Source organism: Aminobacter sp. LjRoot7 (assembly GCF_964252895.1).
Lineage (GTDB): Bacteria > Pseudomonadota > Alphaproteobacteria > Rhizobiales > Rhizobiaceae > Aminobacter > Aminobacter aminovorans_B.
The window spans coordinates 374,816-399,357 of sequence record NZ_CAXUPX020000002.1 but is presented as its reverse complement, the minus strand read 5'-3'; the positions used below and the strand labels follow the sequence as shown (position 1 = coordinate 399,357).

Annotated in this window: 28 protein-coding genes and 1 pseudogene; 4 read left to right on the top strand and 25 right to left on the bottom strand. The window is 63.9% G+C overall.

Annotation, left to right across the window (positions count from 1 at the left end; genetic code table 11):
- Nucleotides 1-3: 3 nt before the first annotated feature.
- The 24 genes and pseudogenes from ccmI to ACSQ3E_RS07495 form a co-directional block, all read right to left on the bottom strand.
- Nucleotides 4-1,140 carry a c-type cytochrome biogenesis protein CcmI gene (gene ccmI / locus ACSQ3E_RS07610; RefSeq protein WP_436122216.1) on the bottom strand — a complete coding sequence of 379 codons (1,137 nt, stop codon included), beginning with the start codon at nt 1,138-1,140 and terminating at the stop codon, nt 4-6.
- A gap of 99 nt (nt 1,141-1,239) precedes the next feature.
- Nucleotides 1,240-1,683, bottom strand: a complete 444-nt coding sequence (locus tag ACSQ3E_RS07605) for a hypothetical protein (protein ID WP_310323323.1) — start codon at nt 1,681-1,683, stop codon at nt 1,240-1,242.
- A gap of 105 nt (nt 1,684-1,788) precedes the next feature.
- Nucleotides 1,789-3,189, bottom strand: a complete 1,401-nt coding sequence (locus tag ACSQ3E_RS07600; RefSeq protein WP_436122491.1) for an ATP-binding protein — start codon at nt 3,187-3,189, stop codon at nt 1,789-1,791.
- 22 nt (nt 3,190-3,211) lie between these two features.
- On the bottom strand, nt 3,212-3,877 hold the full coding sequence (locus ACSQ3E_RS07595) for a response regulator transcription factor (RefSeq protein WP_067964332.1): 666 nt from the start codon (nt 3,875-3,877) through the stop codon (nt 3,212-3,214).
- Between the two features lie 80 nt (nt 3,878-3,957).
- Entirely contained in the window at nt 3,958-4,251 is a 294-nt protein-coding gene (locus tag ACSQ3E_RS07590; RefSeq protein ID WP_436122215.1) for a hypothetical protein, read from the bottom strand.
- 77 nt (nt 4,252-4,328) lie between these two features.
- Nucleotides 4,329-4,541, bottom strand: coding sequence for a hypothetical protein (locus ACSQ3E_RS07585; protein ID WP_436122214.1), 213 nt, complete (start codon nt 4,539-4,541; stop codon nt 4,329-4,331).
- Nucleotides 4,542-4,576: 35 nt separating this feature from the next.
- Complete coding sequence (locus tag ACSQ3E_RS07580) at nt 4,577-8,473, bottom strand: baseplate multidomain protein megatron (protein WP_436122213.1); 3,897 nt, start codon at nt 8,471-8,473, stop codon at nt 4,577-4,579.
- A gap of 25 nt (nt 8,474-8,498) precedes the next feature.
- A complete protein-coding gene (locus tag ACSQ3E_RS07575; RefSeq protein ID WP_436122212.1) occupies nt 8,499-8,939 on the bottom strand; it encodes an NlpC/P60 family protein in 441 nt (146 codons plus the stop codon).
- Nucleotides 8,936-9,817 (bottom strand): DUF2163 domain-containing protein, encoded by an 882-nt coding sequence (locus ACSQ3E_RS07570; RefSeq protein WP_436122490.1) that lies wholly within the window; start codon nt 9,815-9,817, stop codon nt 8,936-8,938. The genes ACSQ3E_RS07575 and ACSQ3E_RS07570 overlap by 4 nt, the downstream gene beginning before the upstream one ends.
- Before the next feature lie 2 nt (nt 9,818-9,819).
- A complete protein-coding gene (locus ACSQ3E_RS07565) occupies nt 9,820-10,467 on the bottom strand; it encodes a phage distal tail protein, Rcc01695 family (protein WP_436122211.1) in 648 nt (215 codons plus the stop codon).
- A gap of 9 nt (nt 10,468-10,476) precedes the next feature.
- Complete coding sequence (locus tag ACSQ3E_RS07560) at nt 10,477-11,052, bottom strand: phage tail tape measure protein (protein WP_409014624.1); 576 nt, start codon at nt 11,050-11,052, stop codon at nt 10,477-10,479.
- Nucleotides 11,045-11,230: pseudogene (locus ACSQ3E_RS07555) on the bottom strand (phage tail assembly chaperone); the annotation flags it as partial. The gene ACSQ3E_RS07560 and the pseudogene ACSQ3E_RS07555, both read right to left, overlap by 8 nt.
- 38 nt (nt 11,231-11,268) lie before the next feature.
- Entirely contained in the window at nt 11,269-11,610 is a 342-nt protein-coding gene (locus ACSQ3E_RS07550; RefSeq protein ID WP_436122210.1) for a gene transfer agent family protein, read from the bottom strand.
- The gene (locus ACSQ3E_RS07545; protein ID WP_310323308.1) at nt 11,607-12,023 is read right to left on the bottom strand and encodes a phage major tail protein, TP901-1 family; all 417 of its coding nucleotides are present in this window, start codon (nt 12,021-12,023) and stop codon (nt 11,607-11,609) included. The genes ACSQ3E_RS07550 and ACSQ3E_RS07545 overlap by 4 nt, the downstream gene beginning before the upstream one ends.
- A gap of 47 nt (nt 12,024-12,070) precedes the next feature.
- The gene (locus tag ACSQ3E_RS07540; protein WP_436122209.1) at nt 12,071-12,484 is read right to left on the bottom strand and encodes a DUF3168 domain-containing protein; all 414 of its coding nucleotides are present in this window, start codon (nt 12,482-12,484) and stop codon (nt 12,071-12,073) included.
- Nucleotides 12,465-12,650, bottom strand: coding sequence for a hypothetical protein (locus tag ACSQ3E_RS07535; protein WP_310323306.1), 186 nt, complete (start codon nt 12,648-12,650; stop codon nt 12,465-12,467). The genes ACSQ3E_RS07540 and ACSQ3E_RS07535 overlap by 20 nt, the downstream gene beginning before the upstream one ends.
- On the bottom strand, nt 12,647-12,982 hold the full coding sequence (locus ACSQ3E_RS07530; RefSeq protein ID WP_436122208.1) for a phage head closure protein: 336 nt from the start codon (nt 12,980-12,982) through the stop codon (nt 12,647-12,649). The genes ACSQ3E_RS07535 and ACSQ3E_RS07530 overlap by 4 nt, the downstream gene beginning before the upstream one ends.
- The gene (locus tag ACSQ3E_RS07525; RefSeq protein WP_436122207.1) at nt 12,982-13,551 is read right to left on the bottom strand and encodes a head-tail connector protein; all 570 of its coding nucleotides are present in this window, start codon (nt 13,549-13,551) and stop codon (nt 12,982-12,984) included. The genes ACSQ3E_RS07530 and ACSQ3E_RS07525 overlap by 1 nt, the downstream gene beginning before the upstream one ends.
- A 101-nt stretch (nt 13,552-13,652) precedes the next feature.
- Complete coding sequence (locus ACSQ3E_RS07520; protein ID WP_436122206.1) at nt 13,653-14,909, bottom strand: phage major capsid protein; 1,257 nt, start codon at nt 14,907-14,909, stop codon at nt 13,653-13,655.
- Nucleotides 14,906-15,595, bottom strand: a complete 690-nt coding sequence (locus tag ACSQ3E_RS07515) for an HK97 family phage prohead protease (protein ID WP_436122205.1) — start codon at nt 15,593-15,595, stop codon at nt 14,906-14,908. The genes ACSQ3E_RS07520 and ACSQ3E_RS07515 overlap by 4 nt, the downstream gene beginning before the upstream one ends.
- The gene (locus tag ACSQ3E_RS07510; protein ID WP_409014631.1) at nt 15,585-15,941 is read right to left on the bottom strand and encodes a DUF6107 family protein; all 357 of its coding nucleotides are present in this window, start codon (nt 15,939-15,941) and stop codon (nt 15,585-15,587) included. Before ACSQ3E_RS07510 ends, ACSQ3E_RS07515 begins: the two co-directional genes overlap by 11 nt.
- Nucleotides 15,942-15,967: 26 nt before the next feature.
- On the bottom strand, nt 15,968-17,143 hold the full coding sequence (locus ACSQ3E_RS07505) for a phage portal protein (RefSeq protein WP_436122204.1): 1,176 nt from the start codon (nt 17,141-17,143) through the stop codon (nt 15,968-15,970).
- Between the two features lie 12 nt (nt 17,144-17,155).
- Nucleotides 17,156-18,436 carry a DNA-packaging protein gene (locus ACSQ3E_RS07500; protein ID WP_436122489.1) on the bottom strand — a complete coding sequence of 427 codons (1,281 nt, stop codon included), beginning with the start codon at nt 18,434-18,436 and terminating at the stop codon, nt 17,156-17,158.
- Nucleotides 18,396-18,863: a hypothetical protein gene (locus ACSQ3E_RS07495; protein ID WP_436122203.1), complete on the bottom strand. Its 468-nt coding sequence runs from the start codon at nt 18,861-18,863 to the stop codon at nt 18,396-18,398. The genes ACSQ3E_RS07500 and ACSQ3E_RS07495 overlap by 41 nt, the downstream gene beginning before the upstream one ends.
- A gap of 264 nt (nt 18,864-19,127) precedes the next feature.
- On the opposite strand from ACSQ3E_RS07495, the gene ACSQ3E_RS07490 reads away from it, so the two are divergent.
- The 4 genes from ACSQ3E_RS07490 (at nt 19,128) to ACSQ3E_RS07475 (ending at nt 24,172) form a co-directional block, all read left to right on the top strand.
- Nucleotides 19,128-21,281, top strand: a complete 2,154-nt coding sequence (locus ACSQ3E_RS07490) for a transglycosylase domain-containing protein (RefSeq protein WP_310323294.1) — start codon at nt 19,128-19,130, stop codon at nt 21,279-21,281.
- Between the two features lie 124 nt (nt 21,282-21,405).
- On the top strand, nt 21,406-21,990 hold the full coding sequence (locus ACSQ3E_RS07485) for a DUF1214 domain-containing protein (RefSeq protein WP_436122202.1): 585 nt from the start codon (nt 21,406-21,408) through the stop codon (nt 21,988-21,990).
- Nucleotides 21,983-22,525, top strand: a complete 543-nt coding sequence (locus ACSQ3E_RS07480) for a DUF1254 domain-containing protein (RefSeq protein ID WP_310323290.1) — start codon at nt 21,983-21,985, stop codon at nt 22,523-22,525. Before ACSQ3E_RS07485 ends, ACSQ3E_RS07480 begins: the two co-directional genes overlap by 8 nt.
- Before the next feature lie 639 nt (nt 22,526-23,164).
- The gene (locus tag ACSQ3E_RS07475; RefSeq protein WP_436122201.1) at nt 23,165-24,172 is read left to right on the top strand and encodes a DUF2336 domain-containing protein; all 1,008 of its coding nucleotides are present in this window, start codon (nt 23,165-23,167) and stop codon (nt 24,170-24,172) included.
- Here the strand turns inward: ACSQ3E_RS07475 and ACSQ3E_RS07470 are convergent.
- On the bottom strand, nt 24,159-24,506 hold the full coding sequence (locus tag ACSQ3E_RS07470; RefSeq protein WP_310323288.1) for a DUF1491 family protein: 348 nt from the start codon (nt 24,504-24,506) through the stop codon (nt 24,159-24,161). The two genes, ACSQ3E_RS07475 and ACSQ3E_RS07470, sit on opposite strands and share 14 nt — an antisense overlap.
- Between the last annotated feature and the right edge of the window lie 36 nt (nt 24,507-24,542).

Below are 24,542 nucleotides of genomic sequence, written 5' to 3'. Positions count from 1 at the left end.
CGTTTACTCCGTGACCTTCAGGCCGAGCGACCCTGCGAGTTCCGTCAGCTTGCGGCCGTCCTCACTGTCACGGCCCAATGCGGTGTAGGCGCGGCCGAGCGCAGCCTGGGCAAGGTCGGTCTTGCCGAGCACCTGATATGAACGCACCAGCCGCAGCCAGCCTTCCGGATCGCGCGGGTTCTGGCGCAGCTTCTCATCCAGCGTCGCCACCATGCCCTCGATCATCGCCGTGCGGTCGCCCGACGACATGGAAGCGGCAGCGTCGATGTCGTCCTGGTTCGGTCCAGGCGCACCGGCGGCCTGCTTGGCCGGTGCGGTACGCACCTCGGCCTGGGCTACCGCTTGGTCCGCTGCCGCAAGCCACGGCGAGTCGGCAGGCAGGCTTGCGGCCAACAGCCGCCAGGCAGCCGCGGCCTCGGCAATCTTGCCTTCCTGCGCCAGCGCCAGTGCCAGGAAGTAGCGGGCCTTGGCATCGGTGGGCTCAAGCTTGAGCGCTGCCTCGAAGGCCAGGCGCGCGTCCGAGGTGACGATATCGCCCGCCGAGCCGGCAATGGCCTCGCCGAGCCCGGACTGGCGGGTGGTCGTCGAGCCGAGAATGCGGATGGCGTTGCGATATGCGGTAACAGCGTCGTTGGCGCGCCCGATCCTGAGATAAACCGGTGCCAGCACGTCCCAGCCGCGGCCGTCGGACGGGTTGGCCACCAGATGCGCCTCGGCGCGGGCGATCAGTTCGTCGACCGAGCTGTCCGCCGGCTTCTGCGACAGGCGCGCGCTCAGTGGCTGCGAGGGAACGGTGGGCGAGCCGATCGCGGTGTAGACGCTCCAGCTCAGCAGCGGGACGGCAAGCACGGCGATCATGCCGACGAGACGAGGTCCGAGCTGCGATGCCTTCTTCGGCTCGCGCGCATTTTCTGCATCGAGCTTGATGATCCGGCGGGCGATCTCGGCGCGCGCCTGCTCGGCATCCGCAGGCGCGATCAGCCCGCGCACCGCATCCCTGTCGACTTCGCCGAGTTGATCACGGTAGACTTCGAGGTCATGGCTCGCATCGTCCCTGGCCCTGGTCTGCCGCGTCAGCGGCAACAAGACCGCAAGGCTCGCACCAAGCGTCAGAACAGCGGCTATGATCCAGAACAGCATGTCACCTAAATAGCCAGCAGCCTCCAAGCTGCCAACATCTCCGTGCTGCGGCTTATTGACGGTTCGAACGCCTCTGCCAAAGCAACAACACGTGAAGACTTAGGTCAGCGGCGTCCAGCTTCCATCGGCATTCCGGCAGGCCGTTCCGCGCGCGACCAGCGGTGTTCCCGTGGTGAAGACGGTCTGCGAATACTGGCGACAGTCCTGCGAGCCGACACGATAGGGCTGTGCGGCCACGACTTCGCCCGAACGACCGTCGCCCTTCCAGGCGACCGCCTGTCCACCCTGGCCGTATTCCAGCGCGCGGTACTCGGCCTCCAAGGCCTTGCGCCGATCGTCACTGTTCAAGCCATTGCCGATCGTGCCGCCGATGAGGCCGCCATCCATCGCATTGATGATGCGTGCGGCAACCTTGCCGCTGGAAGCATCGTCGCCACCGCCAAGCGCTGGAACCACTCCGCCGCCGCTGCTCAGGCTGGTCGTTGTGCAGCCTGAGCCGGCAAGCAATCCCGCAACCAGTGCTACCTGAAGTCTCTTGCTCATCACCGGTCCCGAATTTGCGTCCGCTTACAAGGGCTTGGCGCCGCGTTAGATTGCATCTTTGGCCGAAATGGGGCCGATTCGGCCAGCCATTTCTCCTGCCATTTCCTAGTGTACGCCACGCAACTCCACGACGGCCTTCAATCCGCCCATCGTCGAGCGCTCAAGCCGCAGCGTGCCGCCATACTCCTTGACCAGATCGGCGACGATCGCCAGTCCGAGTCCGGTACCCGGCTTGGTCTCGTCGAGGCGCCTGCCCCGCTGCAACGCTTCGCGCGCCTTGTCCTCCGGAATCCCCGGTCCGTCATCCTCGATCAGGATCGAAAACCGCGGCGGCTCCTCGTTCACCGGCTCTGCCGTCTCGACTGAAATCCTGACGGCACTGTGCGCCCATTTCATCGCGTTTTCGAGCAGATTGCCGACAACTTCCTCGAGATCTTCGCGTTCGCCGGCGAACACCACCTCGGTTGCCGGCAAGTTCAGCGAAAACGCCGTCCCCCGCGAGAGCTTCTCCATCACCCGCGCCATGCGCTGGAGCAAAGGCGCCACCGGCGTGCGGTAGACCACGCTTTCGCGCTGTGCCGCCACCCGGGCGCGCTGGAGATAATGGTCGATCTGCTTCTGCATGGCCGCCGCGTGATCGGCGAAAAGCTGGCCCTTGGGCCCGCCCAAGGCGCGCCCCTCGTTCAGCATCACCGCCAAAGGCGTCTTCAGCGAATGCGCCAAATTGCCGACCTGGGTTCGCGAGCGCTCGACGATGCGGCGGTTGTTTTCGATCAGCGCGTTGGTTTCGTTGGCAAGCGGCTGGATTTCGGCGGGGAACCGTCCGGTCAGGCGCTGCGCCGTGCCCTCACGCACCATGGCAAGCGCATTGCGCACCCGTGCCAGCGGCTGCAGGCCGAGCAGGATGGCGATCGCATTGATCGCGATCATGCCGAGGCCAAACAAGGAGAGATAGGTGAACAGGCGCCACTCGAAGCCGCCGATCTCGGCTTCGAGCTCGGAGCGGTTGCCCATGACGCGAAATCGCGCGATGCGGTTCTGCGAATCGAGCACGAACTCGGTCTCGAAGACCTCGAGTTCCTCGCCGACGATGCCGGCGACGCGATAATGGCGTTGAAACTCGGCATTGAACGGCACGTCTGCGACATCAGGCGATGCCACCGGCTCGGTCATCGACGACGACCTGAGTTGCCCGACAAGCCCCTTGGAGACCGGCTCGACAGACCAGTACCAACCCGATTCAGGCTCTGAGAAACGAAGATCGCCGAGATCGGGGCCGCCTGTCAGCGTGCCACTGTCCGAGACTCCGACCGAGCCGATGAGATTGAACAGGTGCGCCGACAACAGGCTGTCGAAGCCGCGCTCGCTGGTCTGGCGATAGAGCGAACTGATGACTGTGAAGATCAGGGCGAAGGCGAGGATCGCCCAAACGGTCGAGAACGCGATGACGCGAAACGCCAGGGAACGCGGTCCGAGCCCAAGCGCGTAACGCTTCCAGCGCCCCAGTCGTTTGGCCAGCTTTTCCGCCTTACGCCTCCGGCTCGCGCATGCGGTAACCCATACCGCGGACGGTTTCGATCATGTCAATGCCCATCTTCTTGCGAAGACGCCCGACAAACACCTCGATGGTATTGGAATCCCTGTCGAAGTCCTGATCGTAGAGATGCTCGACCAGTTCGGTGCGCGACACGACCTCGCCCATGTGATGCATGAGATAGGCGAGCAGCCGGAACTCGTGCGAGGTCAGCTTGAGTGGCACGCCGTTGACGTCGGCCTTGGAGGCCTTGGTGTCGAGCCTGAGCGGCCCGCACGACAGTTCGGACGATGCATGGCCGGCCGCGCGGCGGATCAGCGCTCGCACCCGCGCCAGCACTTCCTCGATATGGAATGGCTTCGTCACATAGTCGTCGGCGCCGGCGTCGATGCCGGCAACCTTGTCGCTCCAGCGGTCGCGCGCCGTCAGCATCAGCACCGGCATCTTGCGGCCTTCGCGTCGCCAGCGTTCAACGACACTGATGCCGTCCATCTGCGGCAGGCCGATGTCGAGCACGATGGCGTCGTATGGCTCTGTATCGCCGAGGAAATGCCCCTCCTCGCCGTCAAAGGCCTTGTCGACGACGTAGCCGGCGTCGGTCAGCGCCTCTGATATCTGGCGGTTCAGATCCTTGTCATCTTCGACGACGAGTATGCGCATGCGGCTTTGCGACCAGTGAAAAGATGACGGAGATATAGGCGATTCCGGACTTGCAGGAAATCCGGGGCGGGAAATCCGGGTTAGTTGGCCGGCACGACGACCTCGACGCGACGCGGACGCTGGCCGTCCTTGGCCGGAACCAGCACCACGATCACGCAGACCGACTGCCCACCCTGATTGGATTCGGACGCCCGCGCCAAGGTGCCGCCATGCTGGTCGGCCACCTGCTGGCCGATCGAGTAGCAATCCGCGGCAGCCACAAGGATTTCACCTTCCGCCGCGGGCATGGGCGCCGCTGCCACTGAGGTGGCAAACAGGCCAAGCGCGCAAACCGCTGACATGGCAGGCCGGAATATGGAGCGAAGCGTTTTCATAACAGGATTTCTAATACGCCAGTGCTGAACGTGGAATGAACAATGAATTCATGCAAACACCCGCACTTGCAAGTCTGCTAATTCTTGCCGATCCGCTCCTTTGCCGATACCCGACCGAAGATTGCAATCAGCCCCGAAAGCGCAGTGATTGCCTGCAGGAGAGTGTCGGTCAACGCCGAATTGTCGACGCCGTCGACGGGCACGCCAGCGAGCCCAGCCACCCCCATCAGCATGGTCACGACAGAGGCCCAGATCGTGCGCGAGAGATACCAGGGTTTCAGGTTCAACATGTTTATATCCCTTCGGGTGAAAAGCTTGCCTGAGTTCATGCAAGTGTAAGGCGGCGTGTCGCTGGCACACCCCATCCCGAGGCAACACTGAGCTGGCGCACGGTTATTCCGACTTCCGCCGGCGGCGAGCCGAAGTCGGCGGCGATGTCGGCTGCCGCGTAGGTCCAGGCCGGCACCGAAACTGTCGTTGACCGCACGATGGCGCCGCCGATTGCTGCCACATCGACGCGATATTCTTCGCGGTCCTCGCCAAGCGGAATGTCGCTCGATTGCCAATTGTCAGCGTCGAGACGTCCGCGCCGGATCCACGACAGCAAGAGATCGCCGCCCGCGGTGTGCTTGCCTCGGAGATGCACCGGACTGAGCGCCATCAGAGCTCGCTTGCCGCCAGTCTCCTGATGCGCCGAAAAGCTCGCGCTGGAGAAATCGCCGCCCAGCGGGCCGACACGCCAGTTGAGCAGGAGCCCTGCTTCACCAGCCGACAACCCGGCAGCAACGACGGCCGTGTCGAGCACGACCACATCGGCATCGGCGGTGGCACCGGCAGCGGTAGCGTCTCCTGTTCCGAACAGGCCGCGCAGCAGATTGCTGAGGCGCCAAATTCCAGGCGCCGTTTCCTCTGCCACCTCGAACTGCAATATCTCCCAGGTCCCGACTGCGGACCGCACCGCCACGAGATTTGCGCCATTGAGCAATTGCAGCCGGCTGACGCTTGCCAACTCGCCTTCGTACAGTTCGATGTTCACAACGGTTGCCCGGTCGAGCCTGCCTTCCACGCTTGGCAGGAGCGCTGCCCGGAGCCGCCCCATGTCAGCTCGACGGCCAACCGCCCCCCGCAACACAAAGCCCGTGTCCTCGGGCGAAGCAAACAGCGCCTGGCTTCGCCACGGCACGTGCCTCACGGCCACGCGGAACTGGTCCTGTGGCGACCCCGTGCCCATCATCGGCAGATCGAGGAACACCGCATGTGGCTGGCCGACAACGATCGAGGTCGCCGGTTCGGCACCGGGATTCGAAGACCGCCAAGGTGCGGGCGCCGCCCGCGCGATCTGCTTTGCCGCGACCTTGCGCACCAGGCCCTGTTCAATGCCGGTGACCAGGAATTCGGCGCTGCTGCCAGAAGCCGGCACCTTGATCAACGTTCCCGGCACGATGTGCGCACGCGGCTCGGCCAGGGCAAAACTCAGTTGCTCCCGCTCCTGCCAGGTTCGTCGCATCCAGTCTTCGGCCAGCGCGGTTGCCTGTCCGGCTTCGAGCATACCGGGGAAGGAAATCGTATGCTGCCGGCTGTTGTTGGCGGCAAACCGCGTGCTCCAGGCCGACGCCGACTGATAGTCATTGGCGGGATCGCCAAAGCTGACCAGCGCCTCGGCCGGCAAATCGTGATCGGGCAAACGAACGGTTTCAACGACAGTGCTTTCGCCGTCGAATGCCAGTTCGGTCAGTTCGACGGCCGCGCCTTGCGATGCCACCGCCTGCCGAAAGACAAGCCGATCCGGCTCCTGATGCGCCGAGAGGCCAAACAGATCCATCAGCGGCTCGAGCGCTGCCCTGGCCGAACTCGGATCGCCGACAACATATCCGCTCACCGTTCCTTCGACGCCGGCCACATCTGCCGCCGGCAAGCCGTGATCCTGAAGAATTTCGTTGATCAGATCGGATACCGAAGGCGCGTTCAGGCGTCCGTTCAGCCAATGGCCGCGATGCCAGCCCGCGCTGTCCGACCAGACCTTGGACTGCAGCGGAAAGGCCGGATAGGGCCGTGCATCCCAGGCCCAGACATAGCTGCGGGCGACGTCCACCATGCGCCCGCCATAGACCGGCGAGACCGGATTGCGCGCCTCCTGGAAGCCTGCGGCAGCGGGATCCCAGTGCAATGCATGGGCTTCGAGCAGCCGCCGCGGGGCAATGTCCGACCGGCCTCCGTTCGAAAAGTAAGGTGCCGCGTCCTCGACCGACTTGGCATCCGGAAACATGTTGGGCTGGTTCGGCCCCTTGTCGACCGCCGGGCATCCCAACTCCGTGAACCAGATCGGCTTGCTGCTGGGTACCCAAGCCGTCGGCGAAGCGGCCTCGACGCCGCCTGGCCTGTCGTAGTGCGGGTTGCTCCACCAGCCGACCAGATCCTTGTAGCGGAACACCCATGGTTTGCCGTGAGTGGCATCGGTGATCGGGGTTCGCGTCCGTGCAAGGCGAGCCGCAAAACCGGAATAATACCAGTCGAACCCCTCGCCGGCAGTGACGGAGGCGCGCAAGCCCATCAGATCATATGGCGTGTCAAATCCGTCCGGGTTTCCTCCGGCATAGTCCGCGTCGCGCCAGTCCGACAGCGGCATGTAGTTGTCGATGCCGATCGCATTGATCGCTGGATGCGCCCAAAGCGCGTCGAGGTGAAAATAGACATCGCCGCTGCCATCGCTCGGCTGATGGCCGAAATACTCGCTCCAGTCGGCGCCATAGGTGATGCGGCAGGCAGGCCCGAGCACGACCCGAACGTCGGCGGTCAGCGCGCAGAGCTTTTCAACGAACGGAAAGGCGTTCGCACCATCGCGCAGCGTGGTCAGTCCGCACAACTCGGTTCCGATCAGGAATGCATCGACCCCACCCGCAGCCGCCGCCAGATGCGCGTAATGCAGGATGAACCGCCGATAGCCCCAGTCACTGGAGCTGCCACCAAAATTGACGGTGTCGCCAGCCGCGGCAAATTGCGTCCGCAGCGCCGAACCGCAGAACGCGTCGATCTGGCTTCGCGCGGCCGCCGTCCGGTCGGTTGTGCCAGGCATCTGCGGAGCGGGCATGCAGGTGATACGTCCGCGCCAGGGGTAGCTTGGCTGGCGTGCGGCGCCATAGGGGTCAGGCAGGCTGTTGGCGGCCGGAATGTCCATCATGATGAAGGGATAGAGTGTCACCTTCAGGCCGCGCGCCTTGATCTCGGCGATCGCCTCCCGGACACTGCGATCGGACGGCGTGCCGCCATATGCCGGACCGTTGTCGTAGGTCGAAACGACCCCAGCACTCGAACGCGTCAAACCAGACACCTGCCAGGCCTTCGACAATCCAGCAGTCGAGGCGCCTGTCACCCCCGGTTTCACCAGGCATTGACCGGCGCGCAGATCGTTCCCGAACCAGGCGACGACGAGCGCCACGTTCTCGATGTTGGGGCAGATCATCTGCAACTCGTCGAGCGAAGCTGCGATGTCGGTGCCCGCGAAAAGAACGTGGCGGTTGATCGCCTCAGTCTCGCCGGGCCTTTTCTGGCGGCTGATCAGGCTGGTCGACAGCCCGTATTCCGTCGCACCGGGAATCAGGGAGACGGCACGGATGCGCTTGCGCAGGTCACCGATCGGGCGGATCACCTCGAACTGCATCTGCGGCATGCGGTGGCCATATGGACCAAGGTCGAGGTTCTCAACCACCGCATAGGCGACGCCGCGATAGGCCGGCGCATTGCCGCTGCCCTGCTTGGCCGCGATCAGCGGATCGGCAGCCTGGTTCTCGGTGCCGCGATGAACACGCAGCTCGATTGTCTCGCGATCGATCTCGCGCCCATCCGCCCAGACCCGCCTGATGCCGGCGATCTCGCCTTCGCAAAGCGCAAAGGCCGCGTTGCCGTAATAGGCGTACTCGGTCACCTTCGGACCCATCTTGCCCTGGCGGCGCGTCGAACGCGTTTCCTTGAAGCGCGTCGCCCAGATCAGTGTCCCACCGACACGGGCGGTGCCATAAATCCGCGGCAGGGGGGCACCTTCCTCGGCGGTGAAAGGTCGGGCACCAGTTAATCGTGGGCCGTCGATCCTCCTGGTGCCATTGATCAGCGCGCTATCGATGACGTAGCCGGCCAGTGCACCGGCAGCAGTACCAATGGCAGTGCCGATAGGTCCCAGCATGCCGCCGAGAAATGCCCCGGCAGCCTGCAGCAGGATGGTGGCCATCAATGGTCTCCGAGTTCAGCTCTGGTCAGGTCGGGTTTGGGAAAGCGAAGACCGCGGCAATGCGCCGACGCCACTGCGGCACCAGCCGTGTTAGCGTGACGCCGTGGTCCTGATAGGCGTGCACAAAACAATCCGGTTCGGTCAGGATCGCCGCGTGCTTTGCCGGCAAATGCGGCCGCCAGCGAAAGACAATGAGGTCACCGGCGGCAATGGCGGCAACCGGCTTCTCCGGCATGTGCTTGCGCAATCCGTCGAGCAGGCGTTCTTGCTCGGTGGCTTCGGCCCAGTCGGGCGCATACGGCCCTGGTCGATCCAGCTCACGTCCGTAGATCTCGCGCCAGACGCCGAGCAACAATCCAAGGCAATCGCAGCCGACACCCTTGCGGCTGCCCTGGTGGCGATAGGGTGTGCCGACCCATTCCAGCGCCTCCGCCACGACTGACGCCGCGATATCGTCACCCTTCATGGAACGACAGGCCGGCCATCGAAGACGCCGCCCTCCGTGACATAGGAATACCCCGCGTCGTTGCCGGGAAGATGCGGAAACCCTCTGAAATTCAACGGATTGGCGAACTTCGCCTTGCAGGTGGCAAACCGCTTGTCGCATCCTGCGCGGATGGAAAAAGTAGCGCCAGCTGCGATGGCTGGTCCCGCGCTCGACCCAACAATGATCGTTACCCCAGCACCATCTCGGCGGTGATCGACAATCCGCTCGACACGGCCGTTCCTTGCACCCGAGGTCCAGGTCAACGTGCCATGCGTGAACCAGCCCGGATCGAAGCTGCCCAGTCCCGATACCGACAGTATGTCTGGCGCGGCATGGGCGGTAACGCTTCCACTGCCCTGAAACTGCGGCTGGTTCAGCGCCACGCCACACCTGGCATCGCCGAGTTCGGCATCGCAGGCGCGATTGACGTAGCGCCCGCGCGGCTGGTCCAACGCATGGGTCGCGCTCTCAAGCTCGGCGACGAAACGCTGGTCGCTGCGCGTGATCTTGCCGATCGTCGCAGTTCGCAACAGCGAGAACTGGGCGGGTACCATCCAGTTGACCAGGAAGGTCTCGACCTTCGCATTGTCGTAGAGTCCCGCGGCGATATCTTCGTCGCGAATGCGCTCGGATGACAACGCGCCTTCGACATCGACCGTGTCGACCGCAAGACCAAGCGAACTGCGGGCCTCGCTGGCGGCAAGGCCGGTCTCTGGTTCAAACGTCGTGCCATCAAGGACAAGCGGACGATCGTGATCCGTAAAACCCGTCACCACGCCATCGGCTCGAGTCAGCCGCCAGCAATAGCACACGCTGGTCACGGACCGCCCGAGATGGTCCGCCAAGGCCGGAGGCATAGTCACAGCCGAACCTCCACCAGAGGGATCGATGGAATCTGGCCGGCCTTGAAGGCGGTGACGCGCAGCGAAAGCCGCTCGGCGTCGAAGCGCACTGGCACGTGGAACTCGAACCCCGCCGTCACCTGTGCGCCCATGGCAGGGATCGAACCGGCCGCGAAAACCACGTCGCCAGTCCCATCGTCAAATGAGAATGCCGGCGCTAGCCGCGCCACGCCTGCCACCGCGATCCGCAGGCTGGCAGCCACCGGCTTCACTATCAGTCGCTTGTAGGCGTCGGCTCCAGAGCCATACGTCTTGGTCAGGGAAAATCGCGCTTTGAGACCATCGCCCGCCCCCAACACCTGATCCAGCATGCCGGGAACTTCGCTCGGCCGGCATGACTTCATGTCGAATGGATCGCGGAACCTGAATGCGTGCAGCGAGCCTCGCCGCGCCTCGAAGAAAGCCAGGACATCGTGAAGATCGTCGAGCGACTTCACGCCGGTTCCGGCATCATAGTGATGACGTGACTGGGAGAAGCGCAGATTGCGCTTTTCCCGCCCCGACGTCAGCGACACGATTTCGTTGCGCCGCTCCGGCCCACCCGTTGCGCCGAAGGACACCGCGAGCGGAAAGACCTCGTCATGGAAACTGCTGAACTCCGTCACGCTGCCTCCTCAAAACGTTCGCGCGCCGCGCGAAACCGCGCGCGCCAGCATGCCGGTGATCTGGGCTTCGGATTTGCGGAACGACGATGCGTCCTGTGCTGTCACGTTGAACACGACGTTGACGGCCCCGCCGCCGCCAGGTGCCGCCACGCCGAGGCTGCCATCCGCCCCGCGCCGCAGCGGCAGGATCGCCTCCGCTCCCGCCTCGCCCATCAGGCCGAGTTGCTTGCCATTCGGAAAATAGGTCGGCGATGACACCACGCCGCCGGCGGCAAATGGCGTTACGCCCCCGGTTACGCCGCCATTCGCGAAGGGAAGGATGCCCTGGAGGCCCTGCAGAATGTTCTTGAACAACGACGAGCCCAGCGCCTGAAGCGGCTTGAGGCCGTGCCCCAGTGCCATACCGGCGATGTTCATGCCCAGGCTTCTCAGCACGTCTTCGAGTTCGCGGCCGCCTACCGTCGCCATCTTCAGCGCGCCCGTAAGATGAGCACCGAAACTGTCGGACAGCTTTTCCAGTGACTTCAACGTCGCCACGAACGAACTGGCATCCGCTCCGATCTTGATATCGATATTTTCAGCCAACTCGGTTCTCCATCCGATCCGGAAACCGCTTCATCAGTTCCATGAGTTGCGCCTTGCCAGGTGCTCCGGTTCTGGCCGTACCAAGCACGCTCATCGCGCGCTCCAATTCGCGCGGAGTCATCGCCCAGAATGCTTGTGGCGATAGCCGCAGCAGGCCGAACCCCGTGGCCATCACGCTGTCCCAGGGAAATTCGGCACCGGTGCCCGCTGCGGCGCCTAAGGGTTTCGCGTCTCTTCCGCCTTGGCGGCTGCGCCAAACGTCGTGGTCAACAGATCCGCGACGATGGCAGCGAAACCCGCGACGCCGCCGTCGGCACGCATGCCACCCACCTCGTTGTCGGAAAGCTCGTAGCCGGCACCGCGCAAACCGGCACCGATGACGCGGATCATGTCGGAAGCCGACAGGCGGCCGGAGGAAAAGCGCTCCACCAGCGCCGTCAGGTCGGTGGCGGCATAGCTCGCTTCCAGTTCCGCCAGGGCGCCCAGCGTCAGGCACAGCCGGTGGCTCTTGCCGTCCAGCTCGGCGGCGATCTCGCCGCGTCGTCTGTTTGCGGTCATGGCGTCACCGTAAAGCCAATGACGCCGGCGGATTCGAGCGCCACCTCGAAGGTCACTTCTCCGTCGTGGTTGCCGGTATACTCCAGCGCCGTGATCTGGAACGGCCCGTCGATGACGCCGAAATCGGGCACGGCGAGCTGCCACCTCAGAATCTCGCCGCCAAAGAAGCAGCTGCGGATTCTGGCATCGGATTGTTGGTCCTTGAAGATGCCGGAGCCGCTCACCGCGGCCCGCTGCACCCCGCTTCCGGCCAGAAGCTCGCGCCACCGCCCGGCCGACTCCGCATCGGTGATGTCGACCGTCTCGCTGTTGAAGGCAATGCGCTTCGAGCGCAGCCCCGCGACCGTGACAAAGCTGCCCAGACCGTTGCTGTCGATCTTGAGCAGAAGGTCCTTGCCCTTCTGTGCGACCATGGAGTGGTCTCCTGAATGTCCTGAGGAAATGTTGCCGACCGTCTGGGTCAGGCAGGCGTCGGCTCGGTCACCGCGCGGAAGCGCAGCAAACCGTGATGCAGCGAGAGCCTGTCGTCGAAACGTGCTTCGGAGAATTCAAGCCGCATGCTGACCAAGTGCTGCGTGCCCAGATTGAGCGTCGCATCGTCGAGCACGCCACGCACGATCTCCATGATTTCCAGCGCCTCGCGCTTGCCCTGGGATTTCGACCAGACATGAACTGAAAACAGGTGTTCGCAGCCGCTCTCGGTGTCGGTGCTCCAGTCATAGACGCTAGTCCGGCCAAAGGTCAGATACGGAAAGATGACGTTGGCCGGTGCCTGATCATGGATCTTCGGCCCGCCCAGGCGTGCCACAAGTGCCGAATTGCCGCGAAGTGCGGCAAACACCGCTTTCTGCAATTCAGCGGCCGGGGCGGTCATCATCTCGCTCCCTGATCCTGCGCGGGCTTGCCCGCCTCGGCGGTGCCTCAGCCGAAACACCAACGTCGCCACGGTAATCCTGTTCGATGTCCTCCGCCAGTTCATGCGCTTTCCAGCGCAGCGCCCGTTTCAGGCCGTCCAGCGTCAACCTCATCGTCAGATTCATGCGCCCTGCTCCCTTGCGCGACAAACGAGATAGCGCTGCGTTTCATCGGGATCGTGGACAGTGATAATGTCCAGGATCCGCTGGTTGCGGCGCAGGCGCATGCCGCTTTTCAGGCCCGTCCGCCACCGCATCGTGACGCGATGCGTTACCGTCTCCAGCGACTGGTCGGCGCCGAACACGCTTTGCACGGTGACAGGCTCGACCCGCGCAAACAGCGTTGCCAGCTCAACCCAGCTTTCCGTGTGGCCGCCAAGGTTGTCCGGCGTGGTCGTGCATTCTTCCAGCGCAAACTCGTGGCGCAGCGCGCCCGGGTCGACGAAACTCAACCGCATCAGAGCCTCCGCAAGCGGTAGCCGGCAAGCAGCCGATCGTAGCCGCCTGGATAAGACACCGGCTGGTCATCGGGGCCAAAGCTCGTGCGGAAATCATACCAATGCGCAACGAGCAGAAGCATCGCTCGTTTCAGCAGGTCAGGCACATCCGTGCCCGCCTCGCCAAAGCCGGTGCGAAAATCGATCTCGACGCCATTCATCACGCGGAGCCGCTCCGGCGCGCGATCGAAATGGATGCGTGCGGGGCGCGACAGCGTGTCCAGCTGATAGTCGGCCGGATTGACGATCGACGCTGCGCCTTCGCTGCCGAAAATCGTCACCGAAAGCACCTGCCTGACCGGATGCCGCATCAGCATGACAAAATTATCGGCCGGCCAGCGGTCGAGCACCAGCCGCCAGGTCTGGTCGATCAGCGCCATTCCGGTCGCGCGCTCGACGTCCTCTCGCGCAGCCCGGATCAGGCCGCTTATCAGCCCATCCTCGCTCGAATGCGTGACGCGCAGATGCGCCTTGGCATCGACAAGCGTCACCGGCTCCACCGTCGGCGCGACGGTTCTGATCAGGGTCATTCATCACCTGTGTTGGATGGAAGGGAGCGACCCCGGCGGGGAGGAACCGGGGCCGCAACGGCACTGGGCGGCCAGCGGGCGCAAAGCCCGTTCAGGCCGACTTACGCGGTGCCGTATTTGAGCAGCTTGATCGCGCTGAAATCCTGGACGCCGCCGCCGACGCGCTTGGTCGTGTAGAACAGCACATAGGGCTTGGCGGAGTACGGATCGCGCAGAACCCGCACGCCAGTACGATCGACGACGAGGTAGCCGCGACCAAAGTCGCCAAAGGCGATCGGGGTTGCGTTGGCCGCCGCATCGGGCATCTCCTCGGCCTCGACCAGAGGGAAGCCCATCAACAAGGCGCGCTGGCCAGGTGCCGAAGGCGGCTGCCACAGGTAGTTGCCGTCGGCGTCCTTGAGCTTGCGGATCGACGCCTGGGTCTTGCGGTTCATCACCCAGTTGGCGTTCTGCCGGTAGCCTGCCTTCAGCGTGTAGACGGTGTCGATCAGGATGTCCGACGGGCTCAAGGCCGGCAGGGCGCCAGACACACCGGTCACCACATAGCCGATGTCGCCCCAAGCCCAGCTCGCCTCGGCCACCTTGTTGTAGTCGAGGAAACCCTTGGGTTTGTTGACGCCGTTGCCGTTGACGAAGGCCGTGCCCTCCTGCTCGGCAAATGCCGTCTCCACCTCGGAGGCGATCCACTGGTCGAGGTCGACGATGCTGTCCTCGAGCAGCGAGGCCGTCGCCGCGGGCATGGCGTAAAGTTCCATCGTCGGAAACTGCAGCTCGGCCAGGGTCGGCGTGGCCGTCTGCGGGCGCGCCGCCGTTTCCGCCACCCAACCGACGGCCGGACCGGTGATGGTGAACGGCTTCTTCAGCACTGCCGCCGACACCTGTCTGACAGAGGCGATCGAACGCAGCGGCGACAAGGTCGACAGCCTGCGCCCGATTTCCGTTTCCGTCTCGGGCGGTACCAGATAGCCGCCGTCCTGGCCGGAGCCATATGACATCGCCTTGGTATCGAGCGAGCGCAGCTGACGATCGTCGCCGCTGCGCATATAGGCCTCGAAGGCGTCCTTGTGCTCGCTCGGCATCGAACGGCCGTCGCGCCCAAGTGCCGGCCGCAGCCGTTTCAGCGACAGGCTGTCGAGTGTCCGCTTCTGCTCGTCGAGGGCGCGCGAGATGCGGTCGACCTTGTCGGTCGTCACCACATCGGCGCCAAGCCTGCCTTCCAGCTGCGCCAGCCGCTCGTCATTGCTGTCCTTGAAGGCCTCGAAGGTGGTCATGAACTCGCCGAAGGCATCCTTCAGGTCGAGTGTATCGCCAGCCGCTCCCTTGATTTCGGGGGCGCGCGGCGTGTGGGTCTCGTTCATGCGCTGCTTCCTTTTTGCTTGATCATGCGCGTCGCCTCGCGGATGCGTTCCACAAGGCCGCTCTCGGATCCCCATGCGGCGTCCCGCTTGCGCACGAGGCTGGCGAAGCCCTCGGCGATGACCGCCCTGGCGTCGCTCCTGGTCAGCCCCGCATCCCGCGTGAGCCAGCCTTCGAATTGTCTCGTCGTCGGCAGCCGCCCACGCCCCTTCACCGTGTCGATGCGCGCTTCGGGCAGCATCGGAAAGGTGACGATCGAAATCTCCCAGAGGTCTGCCTCGAGGATGTGGCGTATGCCGCTCGCCTGCTCCTTGCGCGCCTTCACTGCGCGAAAGCCGATCGACAATCCGTCCAGCGCACCGCCGCGCAAGAGATTGTGCACGTCGCGGGCGCGACCAACGTCCTTGGCCAGCCGGCCGCGAACGAACAGGCCGCGCGCGTCTTCCTTGAGTTCCGTCCAGGTGCCGATCGGTTGATTGGGATCGTGCTGAAACAGCATGCGGATGCCGGCAGCACCGCGTGTCCGCAGCGACTTGGCAAAGGCGCCGCGTTCCACGATGTCCTTGCCGAGATCGACACGGCCGAAGAGGCTGGCATAGCCTGAGAAACTGCCGTCGCCGGCGACCTCGTCGAGCACCAGGTCGACGAACTTCTGCTCGCCTTGCCGCGCCGTTGCTTCATGAATCATGAGCGCCACTCCTCTTGCGTCTTTGATCGATCCAGCGCGCGAGGCGGTTGCCTTCGAAGAAGCGCTTGACGAAGCCAAGGGCCCACCAGGCGCACAGGCTTGCCGCGGCAGCCCCCATCATCGTCATCTCCGTCACGTTGATCAGTTCTTCGATGCCAAGCTCGGCTGCGATCTTCAGGCCGACCGTTCCGCCGAACACCAGCCCGCAGGCGACGCCGACGGCGAAGCGCACCGCGGCCTCGCGCCGGCCTTGCGGCAGGATGTAAGCGAGCGAGATCGCCGAACCGGCGATCGCGCCCGCGCTTTTGGCAAGCCACAGCCAGCCGGGATCGGGCAGGTAGGTCATCGTCATGAGGTTCCGTATTCGATCGTTCAGCCGCGTGGCGGATAGCCGACGGCCTCGCGCTTTTCGTCTTTGCTGAGGAAACTGGCCGCTTCGACCCGGGTCCAAAGCGCGTCGCGCTCGCCGGCAAGCCCTTCGACCTGGTCGGCGTCGTACCAGAGCCGCAAGCCTTCACCGAAAGCCGGCGCCAGCCAGGCGGAAAGCTCCTTCGCCGTCCGCGCCACCAGCGGCAGCACGGTCAAGCGATAGAAGGCGCGGTTCGCCTCCTGGTAATTGGCATATGTGTTGTCACCGGGAATGCCGAGCAGCATTGGCGGTACCCCGAAGGCCAATGCGATATCGCGGCTCGCCGAGTGCTTGGCCTCGATGAAGTCCATGTCCTTTGGCGTCAGACCCATGGCTTTCCAGTCGAGCCCGCCTTCGAGCAGCAGCGGCCGCCCGGCCCGGGTCGTCCCAGAGTAGCCCTCCTCCAGCTCCGCCTTCAGCCGGTCGAACTGCTCGTCGCTCAGATTGCCGCCATCCTTCGGAGCGTAGACCAGCGCCCCGGACGGCCGCGCCGAATTGTCCAGCAAGGCCTTGTTCCACCTTCCTGCTGCATTGTGCGTGTCGAGCGCGATCAGCGCCGCTTCGAGCGGCGGAAACCCGTAGTGGTCGTCGAGCGGATGAAACAGCGTCAGGTGCGCCGCGCCGCCATGTTCGCCCAGGCCAAGGCTGACACGCCGCCGCGCGCTGCCCTCTCGATGCTCCAACGCCACGGGCCAGCCGCTGGCATCTGCGGCCACGGCAACCCGGTCGGGTCGCAAGAGGTGCAACTCACGTGCTCCTCCGCCCGCCTCGACCAACTCAACATAGGCGTTTCCCGACAACAACAGGTGGCCATACAGCATCTCCATGAAACTGCCGCCGGCTTGCCTGTCGTTTGGCCGCTCGAGCAGCCCCAGCAAGGCGTGATCGTCCAGTTCGCTGGCGCCTTCGTAGAGCAGCCAGGGAATGGCCGACGCCGTCTCCGAGATCAGGCGCACCGAGCGATGCACGATCGGGTTGCGCATGAAACCTTCGCGCGCCAGCCCGGCATAGTCGCGCCGCGTCCAGCGCGCTTCGCCTTGTGCATGGAGTGCGACGAAGCCGGTCGGCACGCCACTCTTGCGTTCAGGCACGACGCTACGCTTCCCGGTCAGCCAGGACCAAGGCCAGTTCAAAGCCATATCGTTTCCTGTTCAGAGAAAATCGCGGATTCTGGGTTCGGTCGACCAGTCCGGCATCAGTTCGCCGATGGCCCAAACCAGCGCATCGACCCGGTCGGGGGAACGACCATTCGACAGCCCGTTCGGGCCAAAATCGCACATCTCATCTTCCAGCGCTGGAAAGCGTCCGGCATGCAGCACCCTGCCCTGCGCATAGAGTGCCGCAATAGGCTCGGCGCGCAGCCATTTCGACCGCTTGGCCCGAACCGCCTTCACCGGCACTGCCGGGTCGACAGTGCGGATCACCGCCGTCACCATCTCGCCGCCCTGGTTGGTCTCGGCGATGATGCAATCTGCTTCCAGGCGATGAAACAGCCTCACCGCCGTGCCTGCCCAGTCCTGCGGTTTCGCTGCCTGGACCGTGGCATCGGCCAGCACCACCGCCCTGCCCGCACTGTTCAGCCCGACAGCGACAATCCCACAAGCATCCGATGTCTTGCGCGAGCTCGCCGGCGGGTCGACCGCCACCACGATGCGGCGCAAGTCGCCCGCGTCTGCGACCAAGGCCGCCTCGAGCATACCGCGCGACCACAAGGCATCGTTGCGATCCTCGATCAGTTCGCCGTCCAGCTCCTGCCGCCCCAGCACGCTGCCGCCATAGCGGCTGTGGATCGCGCTCAGAAAGCCCGGCGCCAGGTTGGCGCTGTTTTCATCCGAACGCATGCGCGTCACCACAACCTCCGGATCGGCAAGCAGCCGCTTCAGCAGCGGCACGGGCCGCGGAGTCGTGGTGATGATCTGCCTCGGCCTGTCGCCAAGCCTGAGCCCGAATTGCAGCATGTCGAAACAGGCATCCGCATGTTTCCACTTCGCAAGTTCATCGCACCACGCCGCCTGAAACTGCGGTCCGCGCAGGCTGTCGGGATCTTCGGAGGAGAATATCTGCGCCACAGCACCACTGTCCCAGACCAGCCTCTTGCGGCTCGGCTCGAAACGCGGCCTGTCATGACGCGAAATCGTTGCGATCCCGGACGGCCCCTCGATCATCACCTCGCGGACATCGGCCAAGGTCTCGCCGACCAGGGCGATGGGTGAATGCTTATGGCTGGCAAAGGGAGAAAACCCACGCACCATGCTGTTGACCCATTCTGCCCCGAGCCGGGTCTTGCCGGCCCCGCGCCCACCGACCACCAGCCAAGTCGCGGGCTGAGGCCCAAGCGGGTATTGAGCGATGCGGGCGAAGTGAATCCACTCCCGCGCAGTAAGGTGCCGTTCACGCTCGGTCAGGTTCTCCTGCGCCCAGCACCCGAGCATAATCTCTAGCAAGCTCGATGATGCGTCGGTCGATCCTTGCAAGCACGTCCGCCATTTCTGCATCTCGGTTCGTCTGGCTCACTTTCGCGCGGTCGCCCCCTCGCATCAGTTCGCTGATCTTCTCGACGGTTCTTACGATCGAACCGACCATGTCGACCTGGCCCTTGTCGAAACCGCCCTCGTTTTCTAGGCGCAGCGTTTCGACCTGCCCGACCAGAGAATCGGCCAACCGCGCCAAACGGTCGTCGATGTCATCGCTAACAGGGGAAACCCACCCTTCCCGCAAGATGCGTCGTTCAATCGAGGAGACGGCATAGCCGCTCGCCGCCGACAAAAGCTCGATATCGACAGCGCCGCGTTCAAAAAGCGTGCGCACTGCCTGCCTTCGTTCGTTCGCTTTCGCGACCAACGAAACCTCCATATTCATGATTTCAGGGAGTTGCCTGTCCGTGCGGCACTGCCGGCTACACTTCTTTGACGATAGCCAGATACTATCGAAGCACCGTTACGCTGTCAAGAATATATTCCTACATCAGAGCAAAATTCTAATCGCCGAGATGTGTCCAACTTGCTCTTGTCGCGGCAGCGAAAATCGGGGACAAGTCGAGGCTGGGCCGAGGGACGCGTGCCCTGAATTCGCCAGCAAAAGTGTTTTCGTGTAAGCTGCAGTCACGTGCCGGGCTCGTCTCGAATGGAAAATCCCATCCCACCGCGCAAGAAAAGAGGCCGCATCTCGGCCGGTCTGCTGGCATTTGATGCCTGGCTCGACTCTTCGCTGTATGAACTCCGCTTCCGGGCACAGCAGTTCTGGGAAAATGCGACGATCTTCTTCCGCCGCTTCCGTGTCAAAGGCTGGCGCCGCGGCGTCATCGAGGTCCTGAGCGAATCCTTCACCATGGCTGCCGGCGGCTCGGTGGTGATGCTGGCGCTGGCGATGCCTGCCTTCCAGGAAACCACCGGCAACTGGCGCAACCAGGACGACTTCGCCGTCACCTTCCTCGACCGCTACGGCAACGAGATCGGCCAGCGCGGCATCATCCAGCGCGACTCGGTGCCGGTGGACGAGATGCCGGACCATGTCATCAAGGCCGTACTGGCGACCGAAGACCGGCGCTTCTTCGAACATTACGGCATCGATTTCCTTGGCCTGATCCGCGCCATGTCGGAAAACGTCCGTGCCAACTCCGTTGTCCAGGGCGGCTCGAGCCTGACACAGCAGTTGGCCAAGAACCTGTTCCTCACCAACGAGCGCACCGTCGAGCGCAAGGTCAAGGAAGCGTTCCTGTCGATCTGGCTTGAATCGAACCTGTCGAAGAAAGAGATCCTGCAGCTCTACCTCGACCGCGCCTATATGGGCGGCGGCACGTTCGGTATTGCGGCGGCGGCCGACTTCTATTTCGGCAAGCAGGTCAAGGACCTCAACCTCGCTGAAGCTGCGATGCTCGCCGGCCTGTTCAAGGCACCGACCAAATACGCCCCCCACATCAACCTTCCCGCCGCCCGCGCCCGCGCCAATGTTGTGCTCAGCAATCTGGTGCAGGCTGGGTTCATGACCGAGGGCCAGGTGCTGTCGGCCCGCCTGCATCCCGCCGACATCGTCGACCGAGGCGACCGCAAGAGCCCCGACTACTTCCTCGACTGGGCCTTCGATGAGGTCAAGAAGATCGCGGCGAAGTCCGGCATCCACTCGCTGGTCGCCCGCACCACCATCGACATGAACATCCAGAAGGCCGCCGAAGAGTCGGTCGAGTTCCATCTCCGCCAGTTCGGCAAGGAATATCACGTCACTGAAGGTGCGGTGGTCGTCATCGAGACCAACGGCGCCGTGCGCGCCATCGTCGGCGGCCGTGATTACGGCGCGAGCCAGTTCAACCGCGCCACCCGGGCGCAGCGCCAGACCGGCTCGTCGTTCAAGCCCTATGTTTATGCCACCGCCATGGAAAACGGCTTCACGCCGGAATCGGTCATCTCGGACGGGCCAATCAGCTGGGGTGCTTGGTCGCCGAAGAACTACACAAGAGGCTATTCCGGCCGCATGACGCTTTCGACCGCGCTGATCAAGTCGATCAACACCGTGCCGGTGCGCCTTGCCAAGGACCATCTGTCGATCCCGCCGATCAAGGCGATGGCCGAGGCGATGGGCGTTGAATCTCCTGTCAGCTCGCACAAGACGATGGTGCTCGGCACGTCAGGCCTGACCGTCATGGATCAGGCGACGGGCTACAGCGTACTGGCGCAGGATGGTATCGTCGGCACCCGTCACGGCATTACCCAGCTCGTCACCCATTCCGGCCAGCTCATCTACGATTACAGCAAGGATGCGCCACCGCCACACCGGGTGCTGTCCGAGCAGGCTGTCGCGTCGATGAACTCCATCATGGTGCAGATCCCAGAGGTCGGTACGGCGCGCAAGGCGGCCCTGCCCAACATCCGCTCCGCCGGCAAGACGGGAACCACCCAGTCTTACCGCGACGCCTGGTACATCGGCTACACCGGCAACTACACGGCGGCCGTCTGGCTCGGCAACGACGACTTCTCGACCACCAACAACATGACCGGCGGCTCGCTTCCAGCCATGGTCTGGCAGCGCTTCATGGCCTACGCCCACCAGAACATCGACCTCAAGCCGATCCCCGGCATCAAGGATCCCTATGTCGATCCAGCTGCCATCGCCAAGGCCGAGGAAGCCGCCAAGAACGGACCGCAGCAGGCCGTTGACACCTCGGATCGCCCTCCGGTCCTTTCCAGCACGACGACGCGCGCCCTGCGCGATATCGCCGACGTCTTCCACAAGGCGCCGGCAATCGTCGCGCCACCCGAGCCCGAGACGCTGTCGGCGCTGTGACACCGCAAAGATCGGGGCAAAGATCAGGCCAGCACGCGCTCACCCATCGGTTGCAGCTTCTCCCCGCTTGCCTTCATGCTGAATGGCAGGATATTCCTCCGCCAACTCCATCCTGCGGCGGCTCATGCTGAAACAATCGATCCTGATCGTTCTCGCTCTCGCCGTCGCTGTCGGTGGCGGTGCCGCCAGTGTCGGCATGGTGCTGAACTCGCAGGAGGGCATCGGCGCCGTGTCGGTCGGCCCGTGGACCGCTTTCCCCGATATCGGCACGCCGGAGGCCGATCCCTATTCCAAGGCGCGCGTCGCGCGCGACGGCGTGCTGGCGCTTGGCCGCGCCGAGGGCCTCAGCTTTGTCGCCGATCGCGACTCCGCCGGCGTCACGTTGAAGAGCGAGTGCAGCTACCGAATCGAAGGGTCGCTACCGGTCGCCAGGTTCTGGACGCTTTATGCGACCGACAGGGCGCACATAGCGCTCAAGTCAGGCATCCGCCGCGACGCGATGCTGCATTCACTTGAGGTGCTGCGACAGCCCGACAACTCGATCAGCGTTTCGGTCGGCACACGGCCAGAACCCGGCAACTGGCTCGCCGTCGGCGGCGTTGGCGCGATGAACCTGGTGCTGACCTTCTACGACACACCCATTGCCAGCAGCACCGGCCTGTCCGGCATCGAAATGCCGCGCATCGTCAGGGTCCAGTGCAATGCGTAGGCTTTTTCATGCCCTGGCAATAGGCCTGCTCGGCGCGGGCATCGCCCACATCGTCATACTGCTTCTGGTGCCGAGTTTTTCCGAGCGCGATGCCTGGTCGCGTCTCGCCATGGTCGCCGGGCCCAACAAGGTCGTCCGCCTCGACAAGGAGATCGGCGGCACGCCGGTGGTGAAGGCGCTCGATCCGTCCTTCTATGAAGCCGCCTGCCGCTTCGATCTCAATGAAGGTGTCGTGCGCATCGACAATGCCGGCAAGGTCCCCTACTGGTCGGCGTCGGTCTATGACCGCAGCGGACAGAACATCTACAGCTTCAACGACCGCACGGCGACCGACGGCAACCTCGATTTCGTCGTGCTCACGCCGGCGCAGATGATCGACCTGCGCAAGGAACTGCCGACTGAATTCGAAAAATCGATTTTTGTCGAAACGCCAATCGACGAAGGCATCGTCGTGGTCCGCGTCTTCGTTCCCGACGACAGCTGGAAGCCGACGGTCTCGCGCTTCCTCGACGGCATCAACTGCGACATCCAGTAAAGCCCGCATCAAATCAGGCGCAATGCGTCGCCTAGCAGGCAGTTCGGTCTGTCGCCGTCAGTGACGCGGCAGCGGATCGTTGCGGCGGGGTGCATCGTTTCGCAACTCGCCGGCACTCGAAGCCGGGCCCTTGGTTCGCTCGTAGCGCACGCCAGGAAAGATGATGATGGATGCCGAAGTTTCCGCTGTCCGGGGAGACCGGCGGATGGCCGCACGACGCGGCATGAAAGACACAACGCTGCCCATGGTTCGCGATTTCCCTCTCGGTTCGACCGGAGTAAGCACGCAACGCCTCCGCCTCGATAAGGCCAGCAGAGAGGTTAACAGTCCGTTACTGCCAAAGATTTGATTCAACTCTTGGCTTTCCAACTGCGTCTTTGGCACCTTCTTGATAGCCGATCGCCGTTAGAAGCGCGTGAAAGCAGCAGCATTGCCGATGCCATGGCCGCAACGAGCGCCAGTTTGCCGATGCTCGCTAGAAAATCCTCGTAACCAATTGGTAACAAACGCATTCCTTAACGCCACAGTTAACAGTGCGCTAACAAATCCTCGCTAAGTTTATGTTCACCTTAGGAAGCCATGGCGCGCCAGCGTCGATCCTTCCGGGGCAGTGTCGAGTTTTGTCAGGCGTACCCGTTCGTGTCAGCATCGGACTTCAGGCAAATTGCCATCGGACGCGAAACCGGGAAGCCGGAGCGGCTGTTCCGGGCTGCGGTTTCAGCTTTCTGCGCCCTGCCCCGGCCTTCGCGCCGCGAGATCGCGCAACTCGAAGACCTTACGCTCCCGTTGTTCGACAAGGTCTCGGTCGAAGCCCGCAGGTTCGTCGCTGCCGCACTTTCCGAAAGCGAATACGCGCCGTTCGGCCTGGTGCGCAAACTCTGCGACGAGCCCGTCGACATCGCAGCGCCGCTGCTCGTGCGTTCGCCGATCCTGTCCGATGTCACGCTCATCGCATTGATCGGCCGCCACGGCCTGCCGCATGCGCGTGCCATCGCCCGCCGCCCGAACCTTCACCAGACCATTGCCGACCTGATCCGGGTGCTTGAGCGCCCGCGCCTGGTTTATCCCGAAGGCGCCAAGCGGGCCGAGCCGGCAACAGCCGCATCCCCAGCGTCCGGAGCGGTCGTGGCACCCGACGTGTCCAATGGTCCCGTTCCCGGCCAGCTCGCCGAAAATGTCCGCCGCAAGCTGCGCGCGATGATGACGCCGGCCGCCCCCCGCCAAACCGTGGCTGACGAAGAGCGCGCGCCGGCCTACGACAGGCTCAAGGCGACAGCGCTGACGGGCAACGACACATTCTTCCAGACGGCACTGGCCGACGCGCTGGAAATCGATCTTCTTGCCGCCCGCTCGATCACCGAGAAGTCAGGCTATTCCTCGCTCATTGACGCGCTCAAGGCGCTCGACCTGGCGGAAGAGCAGGCATTCCTGCTTGCTGCCTCCATCCTGCCCGGTCAATTTGCCCATGCGGAATCGGTCAGGCTGTTCCTGGAGCGCTACCGCGCCCTGCATCGCGACGTGGCGCTTGATCGCGTTCGCGACTGGAAGGCTGCGTCCGTCGGTGCCCGCATCCGCAGCAATGCCGAACGGCTGCAGCCGAGGATCAGGTCCTCGACGCCAAAAGGCGACCAGCTCAAGGCGTCGTAATCGAAACGAGGTCGACGATCTCGGTCTTGCCGGGCTCGATCTCGACCACCCAGATGTCCGGATCGAAACGCCGCTCGCGTTCGAGCCGCTTGTCGATCGCCGTGCCGTCATCATCGCTTTCAAGCAGGCTGAACTGGCGTTCGCCCGGCCGCGCCATATCGTAGCTGGTCTGCGGCGCCGGCCCGTAGAGGTTCGAACGGCCGAAACGATCGCGGGTGAGGATGAAGACGGCCCCTGCTTCCAGTGCGCCACGGTTGAGGATCGCGCCAAAGCCGCCTTCGCCAAAGACACGACGCAGCAGGGCCGACACCCAAAAGTCAGTGGTTAGACGCATAGGACCGGCCCGATCGTAGTTTCGACGAGGCCTCTA

Coding starts and splice junctions, on each gene's coding strand:
- ccmI (WP_436122216.1), bottom strand. CDS start 1,140: ATGCTGTTCTGGATCATAGCCGCTGTTCTGACGCTTGGTGCGAGCCTT.
- ACSQ3E_RS07605 (WP_310323323.1), bottom strand. CDS start 1,683: ATGAGCAAGAGACTTCAGGTAGCACTGGTTGCGGGATTGCTTGCCGGC.
- ACSQ3E_RS07595 (WP_067964332.1), bottom strand. CDS start 3,877: ATGCGCATACTCGTCGTCGAAGATGACAAGGATCTGAACCGCCAGATA.
- ACSQ3E_RS07590 (WP_436122215.1), bottom strand. CDS start 4,251: ATGAAAACGCTTCGCTCCATATTCCGGCCTGCCATGTCAGCGGTTTGC.
- ACSQ3E_RS07585 (WP_436122214.1), bottom strand. CDS start 4,541: ATGTTGAACCTGAAACCCTGGTATCTCTCGCGCACGATCTGGGCCTCT.
- ACSQ3E_RS07580 (WP_436122213.1), bottom strand. CDS start 8,473: ATGGCCACCATCCTGCTGCAGGCTGCCGGGGCATTTCTCGGCGGCATG.
- ACSQ3E_RS07575 (WP_436122212.1), bottom strand. CDS start 8,939: ATGAAGGGTGACGATATCGCGGCGTCAGTCGTGGCGGAGGCGCTGGAA.
- ACSQ3E_RS07570 (WP_436122490.1), bottom strand. CDS start 9,817: ATGCCTCCGGCCTTGGCGGACCATCTCGGGCGGTCCGTGACCAGCGTG.
- ACSQ3E_RS07550 (WP_436122210.1), bottom strand. CDS start 11,610: ATGACCGCAAACAGACGACGCGGCGAGATCGCCGCCGAGCTGGACGGC.
- ACSQ3E_RS07545 (WP_310323308.1), bottom strand. CDS start 12,023: ATGGTCGCACAGAAGGGCAAGGACCTTCTGCTCAAGATCGACAGCAAC.
- ACSQ3E_RS07540 (WP_436122209.1), bottom strand. CDS start 12,484: ATGACCGCCCCGGCCGCTGAATTGCAGAAAGCGGTGTTTGCCGCACTT.
- ACSQ3E_RS07535 (WP_310323306.1), bottom strand. CDS start 12,650: ATGAATCTGACGATGAGGTTGACGCTGGACGGCCTGAAACGGGCGCTG.
- ACSQ3E_RS07530 (WP_436122208.1), bottom strand. CDS start 12,982: ATGCGGTTGAGTTTCGTCGACCCGGGCGCGCTGCGCCACGAGTTTGCG.
- ACSQ3E_RS07525 (WP_436122207.1), bottom strand. CDS start 13,551: ATGACCCTGATCAGAACCGTCGCGCCGACGGTGGAGCCGGTGACGCTT.
- ACSQ3E_RS07520 (WP_436122206.1), bottom strand. CDS start 14,909: ATGAACGAGACCCACACGCCGCGCGCCCCCGAAATCAAGGGAGCGGCT.
- ACSQ3E_RS07515 (WP_436122205.1), bottom strand. CDS start 15,595: ATGATTCATGAAGCAACGGCGCGGCAAGGCGAGCAGAAGTTCGTCGAC.
- ACSQ3E_RS07510 (WP_409014631.1), bottom strand. CDS start 15,941: ATGACCTACCTGCCCGATCCCGGCTGGCTGTGGCTTGCCAAAAGCGCG.
- ACSQ3E_RS07505 (WP_436122204.1), bottom strand. CDS start 17,143: ATGGCTTTGAACTGGCCTTGGTCCTGGCTGACCGGGAAGCGTAGCGTC.
- ACSQ3E_RS07500 (WP_436122489.1), bottom strand. CDS start 18,436: ATGCTCGGGTGCTGGGCGCAGGAGAACCTGACCGAGCGTGAACGGCAC.
- ACSQ3E_RS07495 (WP_436122203.1), bottom strand. CDS start 18,863: ATGAATATGGAGGTTTCGTTGGTCGCGAAAGCGAACGAACGAAGGCAG.
- ACSQ3E_RS07490 (WP_310323294.1), top strand. CDS start 19,128: ATGGAAAATCCCATCCCACCGCGCAAGAAAAGAGGCCGCATCTCGGCC.
- ACSQ3E_RS07485 (WP_436122202.1), top strand. CDS start 21,406: ATGCTGAAACAATCGATCCTGATCGTTCTCGCTCTCGCCGTCGCTGTC.
- ACSQ3E_RS07480 (WP_310323290.1), top strand. CDS start 21,983: ATGCGTAGGCTTTTTCATGCCCTGGCAATAGGCCTGCTCGGCGCGGGC.
- ACSQ3E_RS07470 (WP_310323288.1), bottom strand. CDS start 24,506: ATGCGTCTAACCACTGACTTTTGGGTGTCGGCCCTGCTGCGTCGTGTC.